The organism is Streptomyces sp. NPDC013455 (genome assembly GCF_040632975.1).
In the GTDB taxonomy this organism is placed as follows: domain Bacteria; phylum Actinomycetota; class Actinomycetes; order Streptomycetales; family Streptomycetaceae; genus Streptomyces.
In genome coordinates this window covers 125,305-142,629 of record NZ_JBEYCX010000017.1, presented here as the reverse complement: position 1 = coordinate 142,629, position 17,325 = coordinate 125,305, and the positions used below count along the sequence as shown (strand labels likewise).

Here is a 17,325-nt window from a genome sequence, read left to right as displayed (position 1 = left end):
GCGGGCAGCTCCCTGCGGGCCACTGCCGGCGGGCCGCTCCCGGCCGGCCGCGCGTCGGCAGGGCAGGGGTGCGGGCCACCCCTAGCCGTCGTGGTGGTCCCCGTCCCAGTCGTCGTAGGAGGTCCAGCCGCGCAGCCGGCGCCGGCTGACGAACGCGTGGCGCGCCCCGGTGACCGGGTCGGTGAATTCCAGCTTCCGTGCGAGCAGCTGGAGCGGGCGGCGGAAGTCACCGGCCGGCACCGGGGCGGTGACCTCCGGGTACAGCGGGTCGCCGAGGATGGGCACGCCCAGCGCGGTCAGGTGCACCCGCAGCTGATGGGTCTGTCCGGTCGCCGGGAGGAGCCGGTAGCGGCCGAGGCCGGCCCGGTGCTCGGCCAGCTCCACCCGGGTCTCGGCGTTCGGCTCGCCCGCCACCTCCCGGGCGGCCGGCACCCCGCGCTCCTTCACGATCCTGCTCCGCACCGTGCGGGGCAGGGCGAGGGCGGGGTCGTACGGCGCGATCGCCTCGTACTCCTTGCGCACCCGCCGGTCCCGGAAGAGCGTCTGGTAGGCGCCGCGTTCCTCGGGGCGCACGGTGAACAGCACCAGCCCGGCGGTGAGCCGGTCCAGGCGGTGCGCCGCCGTGAGCGCGGGGATGCCCAGCTCGTGCCTCAGCCGGGCCAGCGCGGTCTGCGCGACGTGCGTGCCGCGCGGGGTCGTGGCGAGGAAGTGCGGCTTGTCGGCCACCACGATGTGCTCGTCGCGGTACACCACCTCGATGGGGAACGGCACCGGCACCTCGGCCGGCAGCTCCCGGTGGAACCAGACGAACATCCCCGGCCGGTACGGCGCGTCCGGCGCCACGGCGCGTCCGTCGGCGCCGACCACCAGCCCGGCGGCGAACATCGACTCGATCATCCCGGGTGCGGCGCCCGTGAGCCGTTCCACGAGATGCTCCCGCACGGTGGCCCACGCCCCGTCCACGGGCAGCCGCACCCGTACGGGGTCCACTCCTGCGCGCTGGGGGAGCGGGGCGGGCGGCGGCGGCGTACGGCGTCTCATCGGGGTCAAGCGTACGGGCGGGACGCCGGGCGGCCGCCCCGCGTCCCGCCCGGTGCACGGTCCGCACGGCGTCCGGCCGGGAGCCGGGACGGGAGGCGCGGTCCGCATCCCGGCGCCCGGGCGGCGCGGCCGGCCGAGCGCGGGCTCAGGCGGCGACGGCCGGCAGCGCGCGGGTTCAGGCGGCGACGGCCGGCAGCGCGCGGGCTCAGGCGGCGACGGCCGTGCCGCTCTCCTGCTCGGCCTCGATGCGGGCGTTCCACTCGCGCTTGGACGCCTGCCAGCCGTCCTCGTTGTGCCCGAGGCGCCAGTAGCCGGAGATCGACAGGTCCTCGCGCGGGATCTGCAGCTCGACCCGCAGCATCCGGCGCAGCTCCTTGACGAAGCCCGCTTCGCCGTGCACGAAGGCGTGCAGCCTGCCCTCCGGGAAGCGGAGCCCCCGCACGGCCTCCAGCAGGGCCTCGCCGACCGGCCGGTCGCCGCGGTGCAGCCAGACGACCGGTACCTCGGTGTCGATCTTCTGCTCCTCCTCGGGACCGGAAACCTCGATGAAGGCGTGTGTGCGGGCGCCGGCGGGCAGGGTCTCCAGAGCGCGGGCGATCGCGGGCAGCGCGCTCTCGTCACCGGCGAGGAGGTGCCAGTCGGCCGCCGGGTCGGGTGCGTACGCGCCGCCGGGTCCCATGAAACGCACCGTGTCGCCGGGCTGCGCCCGCATGGCCCAGGGACCGGCCAGGCCCTCGTCGCCGTGGATCACGAAATCGAGGGTGAGCTCGCGCTGCTCGGGGTCCCAGGCGCGCACGGTGTAGGTCCGGGTCACCGGCCACTGCTCGCGGGGGAACTCGGCGCGGATGCGGTCGAGGTCGAAGGGCTCCGGGTAGCTGACACCGGCGGGGCCGAACAGCAGCTTCACGTAATGGTCGGTGCAGGTGTCCGCGGCGAATCCGGCCAGGCCCTCGCCGCCGAGCACCACACGCTGCATGTGCGGGGTCAGCCGTTCGGTACGCACCACCTGGGCGGTATGGGGCTTGCGCGGCTTTCGTCCCGGGCGCTCTGCCATAGCGGCCTCCTGCAAGGTTGGTTAGGTTTACCTAAGTTAGCATCCCGTTCCGAGTCGACACCGTATTTCCGAGGTTCCGATGGGGGCCCTTTGCCGGAATATTCCGGTGGGCACCGCCGTGCTCAGTGCGCCAGGGTGGTCAGCAGCCGCTCCAGCGAGCCGCCGAGCCCCCACCGCCGCGCCAGTTCCCGCAGTGCGGCCGGGTCGCGCGGAGCGCGCGGCAGGACGGTGTCGACCTGCGGCAGCGGCACGTCGTCGGCCACCCGCACCACCTGGGGCGCCACCGCGACGTACGGCCGGGCCTCGGTGAGCCTCCTGCGCTGCGACGGGGTGAGCTTCGCCCGCGGGTCGTCGACCGCCGCCATGATCCCGGCCAGGTCGCCGAACTCGGCGAGCAGCTTGGCAGCCGTCTTCTCGCCGATGCCGGCCACGCCCGGCAGCCCGTCGCTCGGGTCGCCGCGCAGCAGCGCCAGGTCCGCGTACCCCCGCCCGTCGACGCCATACTTCTCGCGCAGCACCGCTTCGTCGGTCAGCTGGAGCGTGCCGACGCCCTTCAGCGGGTACAGCACCCGGATCCCGCGCTCGTCGTCCACCAGCTGGTACAGGTCGCGGTCGCCGGTGACGATGTCCACCGGGCCCCCGGCGCGCGCGGTGAACGTGCCGATCACGTCGTCCGCCTCGTACCCCGCGACTCCCACGCGCGCGATGCCGATCGCGTCCAGCACGGCCTCGATGACCGGCACCTGCGGGGCCAGGGTGTCCGGCACCTCCTCCGCGTCCGGGGCGCCCGCGTGCTCCTCGGCGACCCGGTGCGCCTTGTAGGTGGGGATGAGGTCCACCCGCCACCGGGGGCGCCAGTCGGCGTCCATGCAGGCCACCAACTGCTCCGGCCGGTGGTCCTTCACCAGCCGGTCGATGAAGTCCAGCAGCCCGCGCACGGCGTTCACCGGCGTGCCGTCGGGCGCCCGCACGGAGTCCGGGACGCCGAAGTAGGCGCGGAAGTACAGCGAGGCGGTGTCGAGGAGCATGAGTCGTCCGGTCACGTTCGCATCATGCCGTACGGCACCGACAGCGCCCTTCCGCTCCCCGCGCCGTTCCGTGCCCTTCCGCGCCGTTCCGCCTACGGGAAGGATCAGGCCAATCACACGGCGTCATGACCCATGGCCTGAGCAGGGGTGCCAGGCCCAGCTGGTCGGCATCTTCATCCACCCGGGCGACCGCGCCCCGGTCCCGTCGGCGCCCCCAGGACGCTGGCGCGAACCGTGAGGGTGGGGATCACGGTCGCGTCAGGGATGCGACAGGCACGTGAAACGGTTTGCCGAACATGCGTAGGGTGCAGAGAAGTCACTTGAAGAGGGATGCCCCGGCGCGGGCACCCGGACCGCGGCACGACGAGCGAGGGAGGGAGCCGGAGCGATGGGCGACCACAAAGAGCAGCAGCCCGTGCGGGTGGGCGCGGCCGTCCGGCGGCGCCGCCGTGCGCTGGAACTGACCCTCGCCGTCGTGGCCGAGCGCAGCGGCCTGTCGGTGCCCTTCCTCAGCCAGGTCGAGAACGACCGGGCCCGCCCGAGCCGGACCTCCCTGGAGAAGCTGGCCGACGCCCTGCGCACCACGGCCGTCGAGCTCCTCGCCGCCGCCGACCCGGCGGCCAGCGTGGACGTGGTCCGCGCCGAGCCCGTCGCCGAGGGCGACTTCACCCCGAGCACCCGCCCCCTGGTGCGCGGTCACCACCAGCTGCACGCCTCCGAGTTCACCGGCGACCACGACGCCGGCCGCGAGTTCCAGCACCGCAACGACGAGCTGATGTACGTCGCCGACGGCGCCGTGGAGATCGAGGCGGAGGGCCGCGCCTACCGCCTCGGGCGCGGCGACACCCTCTACCTGACGGGCGGGGTACGGCACCGGTGGCGGGCGACGGTACCGGACACCCGGGTGATCGTGGTGGCCGTGGCCGAGCACATCGAGGCGGTCCAGGACCGCTCCCGCTGACCGGGGGGAGGGCGAGATGCACCGTCGATCGTCCGCCGCCCCGGCGTGGCCGGTGGCTCCCGCGCGTCCTCGGCCCGGCCCGCGCCCGGGGGACCCCGGCCGCGGCGGAGCCGCGGGCCGCCGGCCCGGCCCCGCGCCCCTCGCGGCCGCTGCCCCCGCCGGAGTCGCGTAGTGCGCGTCGTCTCCCTCGTCCCGTCGCTCACCGAGGCCGTCGCCGTGACGCTGCCCGGGGTCCTCGTCGGCGCCACGGACTGGTGCAGCCGTCCGGCGGACCTGGACGTCACCCGCGTCGGCGGAACCAAGAACCCGGACGTCGCCCGGATCCGGGCGCTCGCCCCCGACCTGGTGATCGCCAACGAGGAGGAGAACCGCGCCCCCGACCTCGACGCCCTGCGGGCGGCGGGCGTCGAGGTCCTGGTCACGGTGCCGCAGGCGTTCACCGAGCTCGACCGGGTGCTCACCGCGTGCGGCGCGCCCGCCCGGCCCGGCTGGCTGGCCGAGGCCGAGGCGGCCTGGGCGTCGCCGCCGCAGCCGGCGGAGCGCAGGACGGCGGTCGTACCGGTGTGGCGGCGCCCCTGGACGGTCCTCGGCCGGGACACCTTCGCGGGGGACGTCCTGGCCCGCCTCGGTGTCGGCCATGTCCACGCCGGCCACCCCGAGCGCTACCCCCGCATCCCGCCGGACGAGCTGCTCGCCGGCCGGCCGGACCTGGTGGTCCTGCCCGACGAGCCCTACCGCTTCACCGCGGCCGACGGCCCGGAGGCCTTCCCGGGCCTGCCCTGCGCCCTGGTCAGCGGACGGCACCTGACCTGGTACGGGCCGTCCCTGACGGAAGCCCCCCGGGTGCTGGCCGCGGCCCTGCGGGCAGCTCGCCGCTGAGCAGGCCGCGCACGGTGCCCCAGGCGGTCACGGCCCAGCCGGCCACCAGCACGACGTACAGGCCGACGGCCCCGGCGGAGTACACCAGGAGACCGGTGTGGCGGGCGAGGGCCGCGGCGCCGGTGACGCAGGTGCCCACCGGGAAGATGAAGGCCCACCAGCTCATCGAGAACCCCATGCCCTGCCGCCGGGCCCGCACCACGTGCGCGGTCGAGAGGACCAGCCAGAGCAGCGCGAACCCCATGACCGGTATCCCGTACAGCACGGCGAAGACCTCAAGCCCGCGGTCGTAGGGGGCCGGTACGGCCCCGGGAGCGAGGTCCGCGATCAGGCCCACGGCGGTGGTGGACTGGCCGAGCGGGCCGAGGACCACGAACAGGGTCGGGGTGAGGGCGGGCGGCAGCGGGCCGCCGGTGATCAGCCGGACGAAGACCAGCGACAGCATCAGCAGCACGCCCAGCAGGCTCAGCCCGAACAGGGCGAAGCAGATCAGCAGCAGGGTCGCCCGGGGCTCGCCCGGCGGCAGATGGGGTACCAGCAGCGGGCCGAGCGAGGCCGACACCATGGGCGGGATCAGCGGCAGCAGCCACACCGGGGTGGCCTCGGCCGCCTCCACGCGGTGCCGGACGACCATCAGGTACGGAACGGCCACGGCGGCCGCGAGCCCGATCACCGTGCCGGCGGTGAACAGCACGGTGTCGAGGGCGACGGCCGCTGCGGTGCCGATCCACTCCCGCCCGGCCGTCATCGCGCTGCCGCCCACCGCGAGCAGCGCCATCGCCAGGCAGGCGTAGAACGGCACCATGGCCGGGTCGAGGAGGTCGGCGCGGACCTGATCGCGGTGGTGGGCCCAGTGCAGGGTCCGGGCGCCCAGCAGGGCCACGAGCATGCACAGGGACAGCGCCCACACGAACGCCAACGCGTCGTCCGGGAGGGGCACGGGCCCGGGCAGCGCGGCGCCGGCCGAGGCGACGATCGCGGTGCCCATGACGGAGGCGTACCAGTTCGGTCCTACGTGCCGGAACCTGGCGGCGCGGCGGGGGGATGAGGACGGGCGTCTGGTGATCATGCCCCCATGATCGGGCCGCCGGTCCCTTCCGCCCAGGGAGTTCGTGTCTATGGATACATAAACTGACCTTATGACCGACGCGGGGGAACGAAGAGAGCAGACCACGAACGAACGGACGGAACCGCTGGCGCACCGGGTGCCGGACCTCGCCGCGCTGGAGCTGCTGCTCGCGGTGGCGCGGCTGGGCAGCCTGGGTGCGGCGGCACGCGAGGTCGGCATCACGCAGCCGGCCGCCAGCAGCCGGGTCCGCTCCATGGAACGGCAGCTGGGGGTGGCCCTGGTGGACCGCTCGCCGCGCGGCTCCCGGCTCACCGACGCGGGCGTCCTGGTGACGGACTGGGCCCGCCGGGTGGTGGAGGCGGCGGCGGCCTTCGACGCGGGCGCACGGGCGCTGCGGGACCGGCGCGACTCGCGGCTGAGGGTCGCGGCGAGCATGACCATCGCCGAGTACCTGCTGCCCGGCTGGCTCCTCGCGCTGCACGCCGAACGCCCCGACACAGCCGTCTCGCTCCTCGCGGGCAACTCGGCGAAGGTCGCCGAACTCCTGCTGGCCGGCGAGGCGGACGTCGGTTTCGTCGAGGGCCTGACCCTCCCGCCGGGCCTGGACTCGACGGTCATCGCCCGCGACCGCCTGATCGTCGTCACCGCCCCCGGCCACCCCTGGGCCCGCCGCCGGCGGCCGCTGACGGCGGCGGAGCTCGCCGGGACCCCGCTCATCCTGCGCGAGCGCGGCTCCGGCACCCGGCAGGTCCTGGACGCGGCGCTCGGCGGCCTGGCCCGCCCGCTGATCGAACTGTCCTCCACGACGGCGGTCAAGGCGTCCGCGGTCAGCGGCGCCGGCCCGTCGGTGCTGAGCGAGCTGGTGGTGGGGGAGGAGCTGGCGACGCGGCGGCTGGTCAGCATCCCGGTGGAGGGTGTCTCACTGCGCCGGGACCTGCGCGCGGTATGGCCGACGGGACACCGGCCGACGGGCCCGGCACGGGAGCTGCTGTCACTGACACGCAGATGACACGGCCGCCTTCGCGAGCGGCACCGCCGGGGCACACCATGCCGGCCCGGCGCCTCGGGTTCCGGTGTGCCGCACCGCCGGGCGCGGCCTTCCGGCCCGGCGTACCCCGTGGTCAGTGCTCAGGAGGCGGCCGTGATCAGGGCCCGCATCACGCGGGGGTCCTCGCCCATCTCCGGGTGCCACTGCACGCCGAGCGCCCAGCCCCGGTCCGCCGGCAGTTCGACGGCCTCCACGGTGCCGTCCGCCGCGTGGGCCGACGGCACGAGCCCGGCACCGAGCCGGTCCACCGCCTGGTGGTGGTACGTCGGCACCATCACCTCCTCCGGGACGATGCCGCCGTACAGCGTCCCCGGGACCGGCTTCACGGGGTGCCCGCCGAACACCCCGACCACCTCCGCGTGCCCGTCCAGGTGCTGGACGAGCGTGCCGCCGAGGGCGACGTTCAGCAGCTGCATGCCCCGGCAGATGCCGAGCAGCGGCACGCCGGCCGCCAGCGCCGCCTCGATCAGCGCCAGCTCCCAGGCGTCCCGCTCCGGCGCGGGCGGCCCGGTGCGCGGGGAGCGCTCGGCGCCGTAGCGGGCCGGGTCGACGTCCGGGCCGCCCGCGATGACCAGCCCGTCGAGCCGGGCCACGGCGGCGGCGGCCCGCCCGGGGGCGTCCGGCGGCAGCAGGCAGGCCAGTCCGCCGGCCCGCTGCACCAGCCGCGGGTAGCCGGCCGGCAGCAGCACCGCCTCCAGCTCCCACACGCCCCAGCGGGCACCGGACTCCAGATACGTGCTCACGCCGATCAGCGGCGGTACGGTCATGCTGCCCTCCCTGGACTCGATGGTGCCCGCCCGGCGGCGCCGGGGTCACGACAGCCGCATCAGGGGCGCACTTTCCACCCGAAGCAAAGGTGCCACCCCAAACCTTTGCAGATCCGGCTCACGCCAGGAAGCCCCGCAGCAGGGCCGCCGTGCCCGCGCAGTGCTCGCGCATCATCTCCCGCGCACCGTCCGCGTCCCCGTCCAGTACCGCCTCCACCAGCGCGGTGTGCTGCCGCTGCGAGTGCTCCAGGTTGCGCACCAGCAGCGGGATGCAGTCCAGCAGGTCGTTGACCGTGGCCCGGACCGCCGCGTACTGCGCGGTCAGCGACGGCGACCCGCACAGCTCGGCCAGCGTCAGGTGCAGCAGCGTGTCCGCCCGCCGGTAGTCCGCCAGCGGGGCCTCGTGGGTGCGCTCGAGCGCCTCGCGCAGACGGCCGGCCTGCTCCTCGGTCAGTCCGTGCGCCGCGCACAGCCCGGCCGCGCCCACCTCCAGCACCTCGCGGAAACGCAGCACGTCCTCGATGTCGACCTCGGCGATCCGGCGCCGCAGCTCCACCTCGCCGCCCGCGTCCGGGCGCGGCAGCACGAACGTTCCGCCGTACCGTCCGCGCCGCGCCTCCACCAGCCCCTGGTCCTGCAGCACCTTCAGCACCTCGCGCAGCGTCACCCGGCTGATCCCGAGCCGCTCCGCCAGGTCCCGCTCGGCCGGCAGCCGCTCGCCGCCCGGCACCAGGCCCAGCCGCACGACCTGCAGGATCTGCTCCAGCGCCTCCTCGAAGCCGTTGCCCGCCCGCACCGGCCGCAGCACCGGAGTGAGCCGGTCGACCGCCCCACCCGCGTCCGTCTCCCGCGACATCCGCCGCACCCCCTTCCCAAGCAATGGTTCTCGGCAATACCTTATGGCTCCCGGCCCGGCCGAAAAAGCGCGATGGCGCCGAAGGAGGCTCTCCCGTGGCAGACCGCACACCCCCGCTGAGCGTCGAGGAACTGCACGCCCTCGTCGCGGGCGGTGAGATCGACACTGTCGTCCTGGCCTTCCCCGACATGCAAGGGCGCCTCCAGGGCAAGCGGTTCGCCGCCCGCTTCTTCCTCGACGAGGTCCTGCACCACGGCACCGAGGGGTGCAACTACCTGCTCGCCGTGGACACCGAGATGAACACGGTCGACGGGTACGCGATGTCCTCCTGGGAGCGCGGCTACGGCGACTTCGCCATGCACCCCGACCTCGCCACACTGCGCCGCATCCCCTGGCACCCGGGCACCGCGCTGCTCGTCGCCGACCTCGCCTGGAGCGACGGCTCCCCGGTCGTCGCCGCCCCGCGCCAGATCCTGCGCCGCCAGCTGGACCGGCTCGCCGCCCTCGGCTACACCGCCCAGGTCGGCACCGAGCTGGAGTTCATCGTCTTCAAGGACAGCTACGAACAGGCCTGGAACGCGAACTACCGGGACCTGACCCCGGCCAACCAGTACAACATCGACTACTCCATCCTCGGCACCGGCCGCATCGAACCCCTGCTGCGCCGGCTGCGCAACGACATGGCCGGCGCCGGCCTCACCGTCGAGTCCGCCAAGGGCGAGTGCAACCCCGGGCAGCACGAGATCGCCTTCCGCTACGACGAGGCGCTCGTCACCTGCGACCAGCACGCCCTGTACAAGACCGGCGCCAAGGAGATCGCCGCGCAGGAGGGCGTCTCGATCACCTTCATGGCCAAGTACAACGAGCGCGAGGGCAACTCCTGCCACATCCACCTCTCGCTCGCCGACACCGACGGCACCAACGCCATGGCCGGTGACCTGGACGGGGGCATGTCGGAGGTCATGCGCCACTTCCTCGCCGGACAGCTGGCCGCCCTCCGGGACTTCTCGCTGCTCTACGCCCCCAACATCAACTCCTACAAGCGGTTCCAGCCGGGCTCCTTCGCGCCCACCGCCGTCGCCTGGGGCCACGACAACCGCACCTGCGCGCTGCGCGTGGTCGGCCACGGCCGCTCCCTGCGCTTCGAGAACCGCCTCCCCGGCGGGGACGTCAACCCCTACCTCGCCGTCGCCGGCCTGGTCGCGGCCGGCCTGTACGGCATCGAGCACCGGCTCGAACTCCCCGGACCCTGCTCCGGAAATGCCTACACCGCCGGCTTCGCACACGTTCCGACCACCCTGCGCGAGGCCGCCGAGCTGTGGGAGAACAGCCCGATCGCCAAGGCCGCCTTCGGCGACGAGGTCGTCGCCCACTACCGGAACATGGCGCGCGTCGAGCTGGAGGCGTTCGACGCCGCGGTCACCGACTGGGAGCTGCGCCGCTCCTTCGAACGCCTGTGAAAGGTCGCCCCTTGACTGACGCGCACGAACTCCGCGTACTCAACCCCGCCACGGAAGAGCTCGTCGCCACCGTCCCCGCCGCGAGCGAGGAGGACGTGGCCGCCGCCGTCGCACGGGCCGTACGGGCCGGACGGGACTGGGCCGCCCTCGCCCCCGCCGACCGGGCCCGGCTGCTGCGCCGCTTCGCCGACGTCGTCGACGCCCACGTCGAGGAACTGGCCCGGCTGGAGGTCCGCGAGGCCGGCCACACCCTCGGCAACGCCCGGTGGGAGGCCGGCAACGCACGCGACCTGCTGCTGTACGCGGCCGGCGGCGCCGAACGCCTCCTCGGCAAGCAGATCCCCGTCCCCGGCGGCTGGGACGTCACCTTCCAGGAACCCCTGGGCGTGATCGGCGTGATCGCCCCCTGGAACTTCCCGATGCCGATCGCCGCCTGGGGGTCCTTCCCGGCGCTCGCGGCCGGGAACGCGGTCGTCCTCAAGCCCGCCGAGACCACCCCGCTCACCGCCCTCCGCCTCGCCGCACTCGCGCTGGAGGCGGGCCTGCCCGAACACCTCTTCCAGGTCCTCCCCGGCCACGGCGACACCGCCGGACGCGCCCTGGTCGACCATCCCGACGTCGCCAAGATCGTGTTCACCGGATCCACCGGCACCGGCCGCGAGGTCATGGAGCGCTGCGCCCGCCTGGTCAAGCCGGTCACCCTCGAACTCGGCGGCAAGAGCCCCAACGTCGTCTTCGCCGACGCCGACCTCCCGACCGCGCTCGACCCCTTCTCCTTCCTGGACAACTCCGGCCAGGACTGCTGCGCCCGCACCCGCATCCTCGTCCAGGAGTCCGTGTACGACGAGGCCCGCGCCTTCCTCGCCGACGCGCTCGCCGCGGTCGTCGTGGGCGACCCCGCCGACGAGAAGACCCGGATGGGTCCGCTGATCTCCCGCCGGCAGGTGGAGCGCGTACGGTCCTACGTCCCCGAGGACGCCCCCGCCCTGCGCGGCAGCGCGCCCGACGGGCCCGGCTTCTGGTTCCCGCCGACCGTCCTGACCGGCGAACGCCACGACAGCCGGGCGGCCCGCGAGGAGATCTTCGGACCCGTCGCCGTCCTCCTGCCCTTCACCGACGAGGAGGACGCCGTCCGGCTCGCCAACGACACCCCCTACGGCCTCGCCGGCTCCGTCTGGACCCGGGACCTCGGGCGCGCCCTGCGGGTGTCCCGGGCCGTACGCGCGGGCAACCTGTCCGTCAACTCCCACTCCAGCGTCCGCTACTGGACCCCGTTCGGCGGTTTCAAGCAGTCCGGCCTCGGCCGGGAGCTCGGCCCCGACGCCCTGACCGCCTTCACCGAGACCAAGAACGTCTTCATCAGCACGGAGGGCCCCGCACAGTGACCGACAACAGTGTCTGCCGCCGCCTGACCGGCCGTACCGCCGTCGTGACCGGAGCCGGCAGCGGCATCGGACTCGCCACCTCCCGCCGACTCGCCTCCGAGGGCGCGCACGTGGTCTGCGCGGACGTCGACGAGGTCCGCGGCAAGGCCGCCGCCGACGAGGTCGGCGGGCTCTTCGTGAAGACCGACGTCACCGACCCCGAGCAGGTCGAGGCGCTGTTCAAGGCCGCCTACGACACCTACGGCAGCGTCGACGTCGCCTTCAACAACGCCGGCATCTCCCCGCCCGACGACGACTCCATCCTGGAGACCGGCCTGGAGGCGTGGAAACGCGTCCAGGAGGTCAACCTCACCTCCGTCTACCTGTGCTGCAAGGCCGCCATCCCCTACATGCGCCGCCAGGGCAAGGGCTCCATCATCAACACGGCGTCCTTCGTGGCCCGCATGGGCGCGGCCACCTCCCAGATCTCGTACACGGCCTCCAAGGGCGGTGTCCTCGCCATGTCCCGCGAACTGGGCGTGCAGTTCGCCCGCGAGGGCATCCGGGTGAACGCCCTGTGCCCGGGCCCGGTGAACACCCCCCTGCTCCAGGAGCTGTTCGCCAAGGACCCCGAGCGGGCCGCCCGCCGCCTGGTCCACATCCCGCTCGGCCGGTTCGCCGAGGCCGAGGAGATCGCCGCCGCCGTCGCCTTCCTGGCCAGCGACGACTCCTCCTTCGTCAACGCCACCGACTTCCTGGTGGACGGCGGGATCGCGGGCGCGTACGTCACGCCCGTGTAGCACCGCGGGGCCCCCGGACCGCCACCCGTATCGATCTCGTCACGCGGGTGAGGCCGACCGCTGCCCGGTGCCACGATGAGCGCCGGGTGGCGGCTCGGAGGGGGTTCCGTGGAAGTCCGCACCGGTATCGACGGCGCTGACGAGGACGCCTCGCTCGCCTGGCTCTACCGCTGGCTCCTGCGCGACGAGGAGCCGACGGACGGGGCCGACCTCCATCGGCAACTGCGACATCCACGCCTTCAGCCGCCGGCGCGACCCGTTCACAGGAACGTCCGCCCCTCACCCCGGTAGGTCGGCACGGTCGCCGTCACCGTGTCGCCCTCGACCAGGTGCAGCGCGTCGAACCGCTCGCACAGCTCGCCCGCCTTCGCGTGCCGGAACCACACCTTGTCGCCGATGAGCAGGTCGTCGGCGGGCGAACCGAGCAGCGGGGTCTGGACCTCGCCGGGGCCCTCCTGCGGGTCGTACGCGAGCCCCTCCGGCAGGTACGGCACCGGCAGCCGGTCGGGGCCCGCGGCGCCGGAGGCCGGGTAGCCGCCGCCGAGCACGGTGACGACACCGACGCCGGGCCGCCGGACGACCGGCTGGGCGAACAGGGCGGCCGGGCGGCCGGTGAACGAGGTGTAGTTGTCGAACAGACGCGGCACGTACAGGCCCGAGCCCGCCGCGATCTCGGTCACCGCGTCCTCGGCGGCGGTGTGCTGCACGCTGCCCGTGCCGCCGCCGTTGACGAACTCCAGACCGGGGACGACCGCGCGTACCGCGCGCACCACGGCGGCCCGCCGCTCGGCCAGCTCCCGCCGGGCCGCCGACTGCATCAGCCGGATCGCCCGCGACCGCAGGGGTCGCCCGGCGACCGCGTCCCCGACCCCGGCGATGTGCCCCTCGTACGCCATGACGCCCACCAGCCGGAAACCCGGCCGCCGGGCCACCGACCGTGCCAGGTCGGCGAGTTGGGCGGGGGAGTGGAGCGGCGACCGCCGCGCGCCGACCCGCACCCGGCCGCCGAGCAGCTTCAGCGAGGTGTCCAACTCCAGGCAGACGCGGACGACTTCGCGTCCGCCGTCACGCGAGGCGTCGATCAGGTCCAGGTGCGCCGGGTCGTCGATCATCACGGTGACCGCGCCGGCCAGTTTGGGGTCGGCGGCCAGTTCCGCGAAGGCGGGCCGGTCGGCGGACGGATAGGCCAGCAGGATGTCCTCGAACCCCGAACGCGCGAGCCACAGCGACTCGGCCAGGGTGAAGGACATGATGCCCCGGAAGCCGTCCCGGGCCAGGACCCGCTCCAGCAGCGCCCGGCAGCGCACCGACTTGCTGGCGACCCGCACCGGCTTGCCGGCGGCACGGTGCACCAGGTCGGCCGCGTTGGCGTCGAACGCGTCCAGGTCCACGATCGCGAGAGGGGCGTCGAGATGGGCGGTGGCCCGGTCGTAACGGGCCCGGTCGGCGGCGCGCGCAGTCATGACGGAAGCGTGCCAGAGAGGATTACCGCAGGGTAGGGGGATGTTCCGGGCAGATGCCCCGGGTCCGCGGTCCGGTTCCGTACCGCCTGCCCACAACCCGTAGAGTGACGCGCACGTACGGCCTCGCCACCCGGACCACCACGTGAACCGGGATGCCGCTCCGGCCGTACGGGTATGCGTGCCCGGAGGAGTTCGAGCTGCCGGGCGCGGCCGATCGGCAGGGCGGCCCGCGTACGGAAACGGCCCGGGCACGAGGAAACGGGGGGTGCATGAGCACGGAAGCGCGTCACGCTCCGATCCCGCCCCGCCCCACCGCCCCACCCGCCACCCACCCCGGCCCCCCGCCCCAGCGGCCCCCTGCGCCCCCCATGCCCCCCGCGCCCCCGCACCCGTCCGACGACCTCGACGACGAGCCGTCGGTCTTCACCCCGCGCGACGCGACGACTCGCGCCGAGAACACCGTGACCGGCGGGACCGGCGGGACCGGCGTGGTCGGTGGTGCCGGCGTGGTCGGAGGTGCTGGCGTGATCCGTGGGGCTGGCGGGGCCGACGGGGGCCGACGGCGTGCGCCGGGCTTCCGGCAGCCGGCCGTGCCGGGTTTCACCGGCCCCGTGAGCCCACCGCCGCCCCCCGCCTCGGCCCGCTTCCCCGACGCACCGCCGAACTCCGGACGCGACATCCCCACGGGCTCGGCGGGCCGGACGGGTTCCGGTGACCGCGTCTCCTCGGCGTCCGGCGGCGCGGCCCCGAACATGCCGGCAGGCCCGGACGGGGCGTCGGCGTCGGTGCGGGCCGAGGAGGAAGGGGAGCCGACGGCCCGGCTTCGTCCCGGCGGGGCGCCCCGACGGCCGGGCGCACCGGCCGAGACTCCGTCGGAGACGACGGCGCGGCTCCGCCCGGTCCGCTCGGAGTCCTCGCCGTCCGCGTCGGCTTCGGCGTCGATGTCGTCGGTACCGTCCGCAGCGTCCGCACCGTCCGCACCGTCCGCACCGTCCTCCAAGTCTGCAGCCTCTTCGGCGCCCGCGGCATCTCCGGCGTCGACGGCGTCGGCCCCGCACGCGTCGTCCTCGGCGCCCATGTCGTCGGCACCGTCCTCGCCGCCCGCGGCGTCCTCGGCCTCCGCGGTGTCCGCAGCGTCCTCAGTGCCCTCGGCCTCTTCGCCGTCCTCCTCCACCGCGCCGCCGCATGCCGCCGCCCCCTCCTCCACCGCGCCCCCGCGCGGCGCCGCCGCCCCCTCCTCGGCGCACCCGCGTGCCTCGGCCCCGAGGCCACGGCACCCCGCACCCTCGCACCCCGCACCCTCGCACCCCACACTTCCGCACCCCGCGCCCCCGCACCCCGCACCCGGTCGTACCGGTCCCGCGGCCCCCCGTACCGGAGCCGTACCCGCGCCCGGACCGGCCAAGGCCCCGCGCCCCCCTGCCGTTCCCCCCGCCGCGGCCGAGCCGGGGCGCGGTGCCGGGGCCTGGAGTCCCGCGCCCGACCCGGCGCACGCGTGGAGTGCCGCGCAGGAGGGGCGGCCCGTGGTGTCGTTCGCGGAGCCCGATGTCTTCGGCGGGCGCCCGCGGCGGCTGCGGGTGGGACCGCGCGCCGCCGCTGCCGCCGCCTGCCTCGTACTCGGACTCGGCCTCATCGGCGGCGCCGTCACCGGGAGCTGGCTCACCGGGGACGGCGCGGAAGCCGGCGCCCGCAGCGCGTTCGGCACCGCCGGGACGCTCTGGCACAACGTGCCCGTGGACGAGCTGTTCCCGCCCACCGTCCAGGGCACCGGCGCCGGCCCCGGCGGCGCCGACCGCACCTGGACCCGGATCGCCGTCGCCCCGGACAGCGGCTGCGCCCACGCCTTCGACCCGCTGCTGCGCAAGGCCCTCGCACCGGTCGGCTGCCGGCGGCTGCTGCGCGCCACCTACACCGACTCCACCCAGAGCCACGTCACGACCGTCGGCCTGCTCTTCACCAAGGCCGACCCGGCCGGCATGTCCGCGCTCGCCGCCCGCTTCCGCGACGAGCGCCTGGACCGGCGCGCCGACCTGATGCCCCGCCCCTACGCCGCCCGGGGCACGGCCGCCGCCGGGTTCGGCGACCCGCAGCGCGCCGCCTGGACCATCTCCGTCCTCCCCGACGCCCCCGTCGTCGCCTACGCCGTCTCCGGCTGGGCCGACGGCCGCACCGTCGACTCGCCCCAGCCCGCCGCGGACGCCGTCCGCTCCGGCGCCACCACGGCACCGGCCCAGGCCGGCCTCGGCAACGAGGCCCAGGGGCTGTCCGACCGCATCGAACGGCGCCTGCGCCAGACCGTCGGCACGGCCACGGAGAACGCCGCATGAAACGTGTGTCGGGAGCGGCGGCGAGCCTGCTCCTCGCCGGCTGTCTCGCCCTGCTGCCCTCCGCCCCCGCCCGGGCCGACGGCCTGCGCGACCGGCAGTGGGCCCTGTCCGCCCTCCACCTCGACGAGGCATGGCAGACCACCAGGGGCCAGGGCGTCACCGTCGCGGTCCTGGACACCGGCGTGGACGCCGACCACCCCGACCTCGTCGGCAACGTACTGACCGCCAAGGACATGATCGGCTTCGGCGCCGGTCCGGGCGACCGCACCTGGGCCCGGCACGGCACCGCCATGGCCGGCATCATCGCCGGACACGGCCACGGTCCCGGCGACTCCGACGGCGTACTGGGCGTGGCCCCGCAGGCGCGGATCCTGCCCGTACGGGTCATCCTGGAGGACGGCGACCCGGCCCGCTCCAAGGCCCGCACCACCCGCGGCAACGCCCTCGCCGACGGTATCCGCTGGGCCGCCGACCACGGCGCCGACGTCATCAACCTCTCCCTCGGCGACGACTCGGTCTCCGCGCATCCCGAGCCGAGCGAGGACGAGGCCGTGCAGTACGCCCTGAAGAAGGGCGTGGTCGTCGTCGCCTCCGCCGGCAACGGCGGCGACAAGGGCGACCACGTCTCCTACCCGGCGGCCTACCCGGGCGTCATCGCCGTCACCGCCGTGGACAAGTACGGCACCCGCGCCGCCTTCTCCACCCGTCGCTGGTACGCGGCCGTCAGCGCGCCCGGCGTCGACGTCGTCATCGCCGACCCCGACCGCAAGTACTACGAGGGCTGGGGCACGAGCGCCGCCTCGGCCTTCGTCTCCGGTGCGGCGGCGCTGATCAAGGCGGCCCACCCCAGCCTCGGCCCGGCCCAGGTCAAGAAGCTCCTGGAGGACACCGCGCGGGACGCCCCGGTGGGCGGCCGCGACGACTCCCGGGGCTTCGGCATGATCGACCCGGCGGCCGCCCTGAAGTCCGCGGCCGGGCTCCGGCCCCGGGGCCTGCGCGCCGCGCCGTACGGCGAGAAGTACTTCGGCCCCGGTCCGGACACCCCCGCGGCCGAGGGCGGCGCCTCCGGCTGGGCGGCCCCGCTGGCCGGCGGCGCCGGAGGGGTCCTCCTGGTGGCCGCGGTGGTCGTCTGGCGGGGCCGCGGCCGACCGGACTGACTCCGCCGTCCGTGTGATGCCGGGGATGTACCCGCGTCCGGATCATCCGGC

General features: G+C 75.0%; 15 protein-coding genes. 8 read left to right on the top strand and 7 right to left on the bottom strand.

All coding sequences use genetic code 11. The annotated features are described in order from the left end of the window. Nucleotides 1-81 precede the first annotated feature (81 nt). The 3 genes from ABZ576_RS25445 to ABZ576_RS25435 form a co-directional block, all read right to left on the bottom strand. Nucleotides 82-1,041, bottom strand: a complete 960-nt coding sequence (locus tag ABZ576_RS25445; protein WP_360745132.1) for an RluA family pseudouridine synthase — start codon at nt 1,039-1,041, stop codon at nt 82-84. 205 nt (nt 1,042-1,246) lie between these two features. Then, a complete protein-coding gene (locus tag ABZ576_RS25440; RefSeq protein ID WP_360745129.1) occupies nt 1,247-2,095 on the bottom strand; it encodes a siderophore-interacting protein in 849 nt (282 codons plus the stop codon). A 122-nt stretch (nt 2,096-2,217) separates the two neighbouring features. Then, nucleotides 2,218-3,138, bottom strand: a complete 921-nt coding sequence (locus ABZ576_RS25435) for a 5'-3' exonuclease (protein ID WP_360745126.1) — start codon at nt 3,136-3,138, stop codon at nt 2,218-2,220. 373 nt (nt 3,139-3,511) lie between these two features. On the opposite strand from ABZ576_RS25435, the gene ABZ576_RS25430 reads away from it, so the two are divergent. Continuing rightward, complete coding sequence (locus ABZ576_RS25430) at nt 3,512-4,084, top strand: XRE family transcriptional regulator (protein WP_360745123.1); 573 nt, start codon at nt 3,512-3,514, stop codon at nt 4,082-4,084. A gap of 171 nt (nt 4,085-4,255) precedes the next feature. Next, nucleotides 4,256-4,963: a helical backbone metal receptor gene (locus ABZ576_RS25425; RefSeq protein WP_360745120.1), complete on the top strand. Its 708-nt coding sequence runs from the start codon at nt 4,256-4,258 to the stop codon at nt 4,961-4,963. Here ABZ576_RS25425 and ABZ576_RS25420 read toward each other — a convergent pair. Continuing rightward, a complete protein-coding gene (locus tag ABZ576_RS25420) occupies nt 4,875-6,032 on the bottom strand; it encodes a TDT family transporter (RefSeq protein WP_360745117.1) in 1,158 nt (385 codons plus the stop codon). The two genes, ABZ576_RS25425 and ABZ576_RS25420, sit on opposite strands and share 89 nt — an antisense overlap. A gap of 70 nt (nt 6,033-6,102) precedes the next feature. Between ABZ576_RS25420 and ABZ576_RS25415 the strand changes: the two genes are divergently transcribed. Then, the gene (locus ABZ576_RS25415) at nt 6,103-7,041 is read left to right on the top strand and encodes a LysR family transcriptional regulator (RefSeq protein WP_360745114.1); all 939 of its coding nucleotides are present in this window, start codon (nt 6,103-6,105) and stop codon (nt 7,039-7,041) included. Between the two features lie 119 nt (nt 7,042-7,160). Here ABZ576_RS25415 and ABZ576_RS25410 read toward each other — a convergent pair whose 3' ends face one another. Both ABZ576_RS25410 and ABZ576_RS25405 read right to left on the bottom strand, forming a co-directional pair. After that, a complete protein-coding gene (locus tag ABZ576_RS25410) occupies nt 7,161-7,847 on the bottom strand; it encodes a gamma-glutamyl-gamma-aminobutyrate hydrolase family protein (protein WP_360745111.1) in 687 nt (228 codons plus the stop codon). 118 nt (nt 7,848-7,965) lie between these two features. Continuing rightward, nucleotides 7,966-8,703, bottom strand: a complete 738-nt coding sequence (locus ABZ576_RS25405) for an FCD domain-containing protein (protein WP_360745108.1) — start codon at nt 8,701-8,703, stop codon at nt 7,966-7,968. A 95-nt stretch (nt 8,704-8,798) separates the two neighbouring features. Here ABZ576_RS25405 and ABZ576_RS25400 point away from each other — a divergent pair, with 95 nt between their 5' ends. The 3 genes from ABZ576_RS25400 to ABZ576_RS25390 are packed head-to-tail and all read left to right on the top strand — an operon-like array spanning nt 8,799 to nt 12,327. Beyond that, nucleotides 8,799-10,163: a glutamine synthetase family protein gene (locus tag ABZ576_RS25400; RefSeq protein ID WP_360745105.1), complete on the top strand. Its 1,365-nt coding sequence runs from the start codon at nt 8,799-8,801 to the stop codon at nt 10,161-10,163. Nucleotides 10,164-10,174: 11 nt separating this feature from the next. Further along, nucleotides 10,175-11,548: an aldehyde dehydrogenase family protein gene (locus ABZ576_RS25395; RefSeq protein WP_360745102.1), complete on the top strand. Its 1,374-nt coding sequence runs from the start codon at nt 10,175-10,177 to the stop codon at nt 11,546-11,548. Then, entirely contained in the window at nt 11,545-12,327 is a 783-nt protein-coding gene (locus ABZ576_RS25390; protein WP_360745099.1) for a 3-oxoacyl-ACP reductase, read from the top strand. The genes ABZ576_RS25395 and ABZ576_RS25390 overlap by 4 nt, the downstream gene beginning before the upstream one ends. Before the next feature lie 260 nt (nt 12,328-12,587). Here ABZ576_RS25390 and ABZ576_RS25385 read toward each other — a convergent pair whose 3' ends face one another. After that, nucleotides 12,588-13,790, bottom strand: a complete 1,203-nt coding sequence (locus ABZ576_RS25385; RefSeq protein WP_360745096.1) for an amino acid deaminase/aldolase — start codon at nt 13,788-13,790, stop codon at nt 12,588-12,590. A 1,523-nt stretch (nt 13,791-15,313) separates the two neighbouring features. On the opposite strand from ABZ576_RS25385, the gene ABZ576_RS25380 reads away from it, so the two are divergent. Together ABZ576_RS25380 and mycP are read left to right on the top strand one after the other, a co-directional pair. Next, nucleotides 15,314-16,117, top strand: a complete 804-nt coding sequence (locus tag ABZ576_RS25380) for a hypothetical protein (protein WP_360745093.1) — start codon at nt 15,314-15,316, stop codon at nt 16,115-16,117. Further along, nucleotides 16,114-17,274: a type VII secretion-associated serine protease mycosin gene (gene mycP / locus ABZ576_RS25375; RefSeq protein ID WP_360745090.1), complete on the top strand. Its 1,161-nt coding sequence runs from the start codon at nt 16,114-16,116 to the stop codon at nt 17,272-17,274. The genes ABZ576_RS25380 and mycP overlap by 4 nt, the downstream gene beginning before the upstream one ends. Nucleotides 17,275-17,325: the final 51 nt, after the last annotated feature.

Excerpts from the sequence above, each read along its gene's own strand:
- ABZ576_RS25385 (WP_360745096.1), bottom strand. The coding sequence starts at position 13,790 with ATGACTGCGCGCGCCGCCGACCGGGCCCGTTACGACCGGGCCACCGCC.
- ABZ576_RS25420 (WP_360745117.1), bottom strand. The coding sequence starts at position 6,032 with ATGATCACCAGACGCCCGTCCTCATCCCCCCGCCGCGCCGCCAGGTTC.
- ABZ576_RS25410 (WP_360745111.1), bottom strand. The coding sequence starts at position 7,847 with ATGACCGTACCGCCGCTGATCGGCGTGAGCACGTATCTGGAGTCCGGT.
- ABZ576_RS25440 (WP_360745129.1), bottom strand. The coding sequence starts at position 2,095 with ATGGCAGAGCGCCCGGGACGAAAGCCGCGCAAGCCCCATACCGCCCAG.
- ABZ576_RS25430 (WP_360745123.1), top strand. The coding sequence starts at position 3,512 with ATGGGCGACCACAAAGAGCAGCAGCCCGTGCGGGTGGGCGCGGCCGTC.
- ABZ576_RS25445 (WP_360745132.1), bottom strand. The coding sequence starts at position 1,041 with ATGAGACGCCGTACGCCGCCGCCGCCCGCCCCGCTCCCCCAGCGCGCA.
- ABZ576_RS25415 (WP_360745114.1), top strand. The coding sequence starts at position 6,103 with ATGACCGACGCGGGGGAACGAAGAGAGCAGACCACGAACGAACGGACG.
- mycP (WP_360745090.1), top strand. The coding sequence starts at position 16,114 with ATGAAACGTGTGTCGGGAGCGGCGGCGAGCCTGCTCCTCGCCGGCTGT.
- ABZ576_RS25405 (WP_360745108.1), bottom strand. The coding sequence starts at position 8,703 with ATGTCGCGGGAGACGGACGCGGGTGGGGCGGTCGACCGGCTCACTCCG.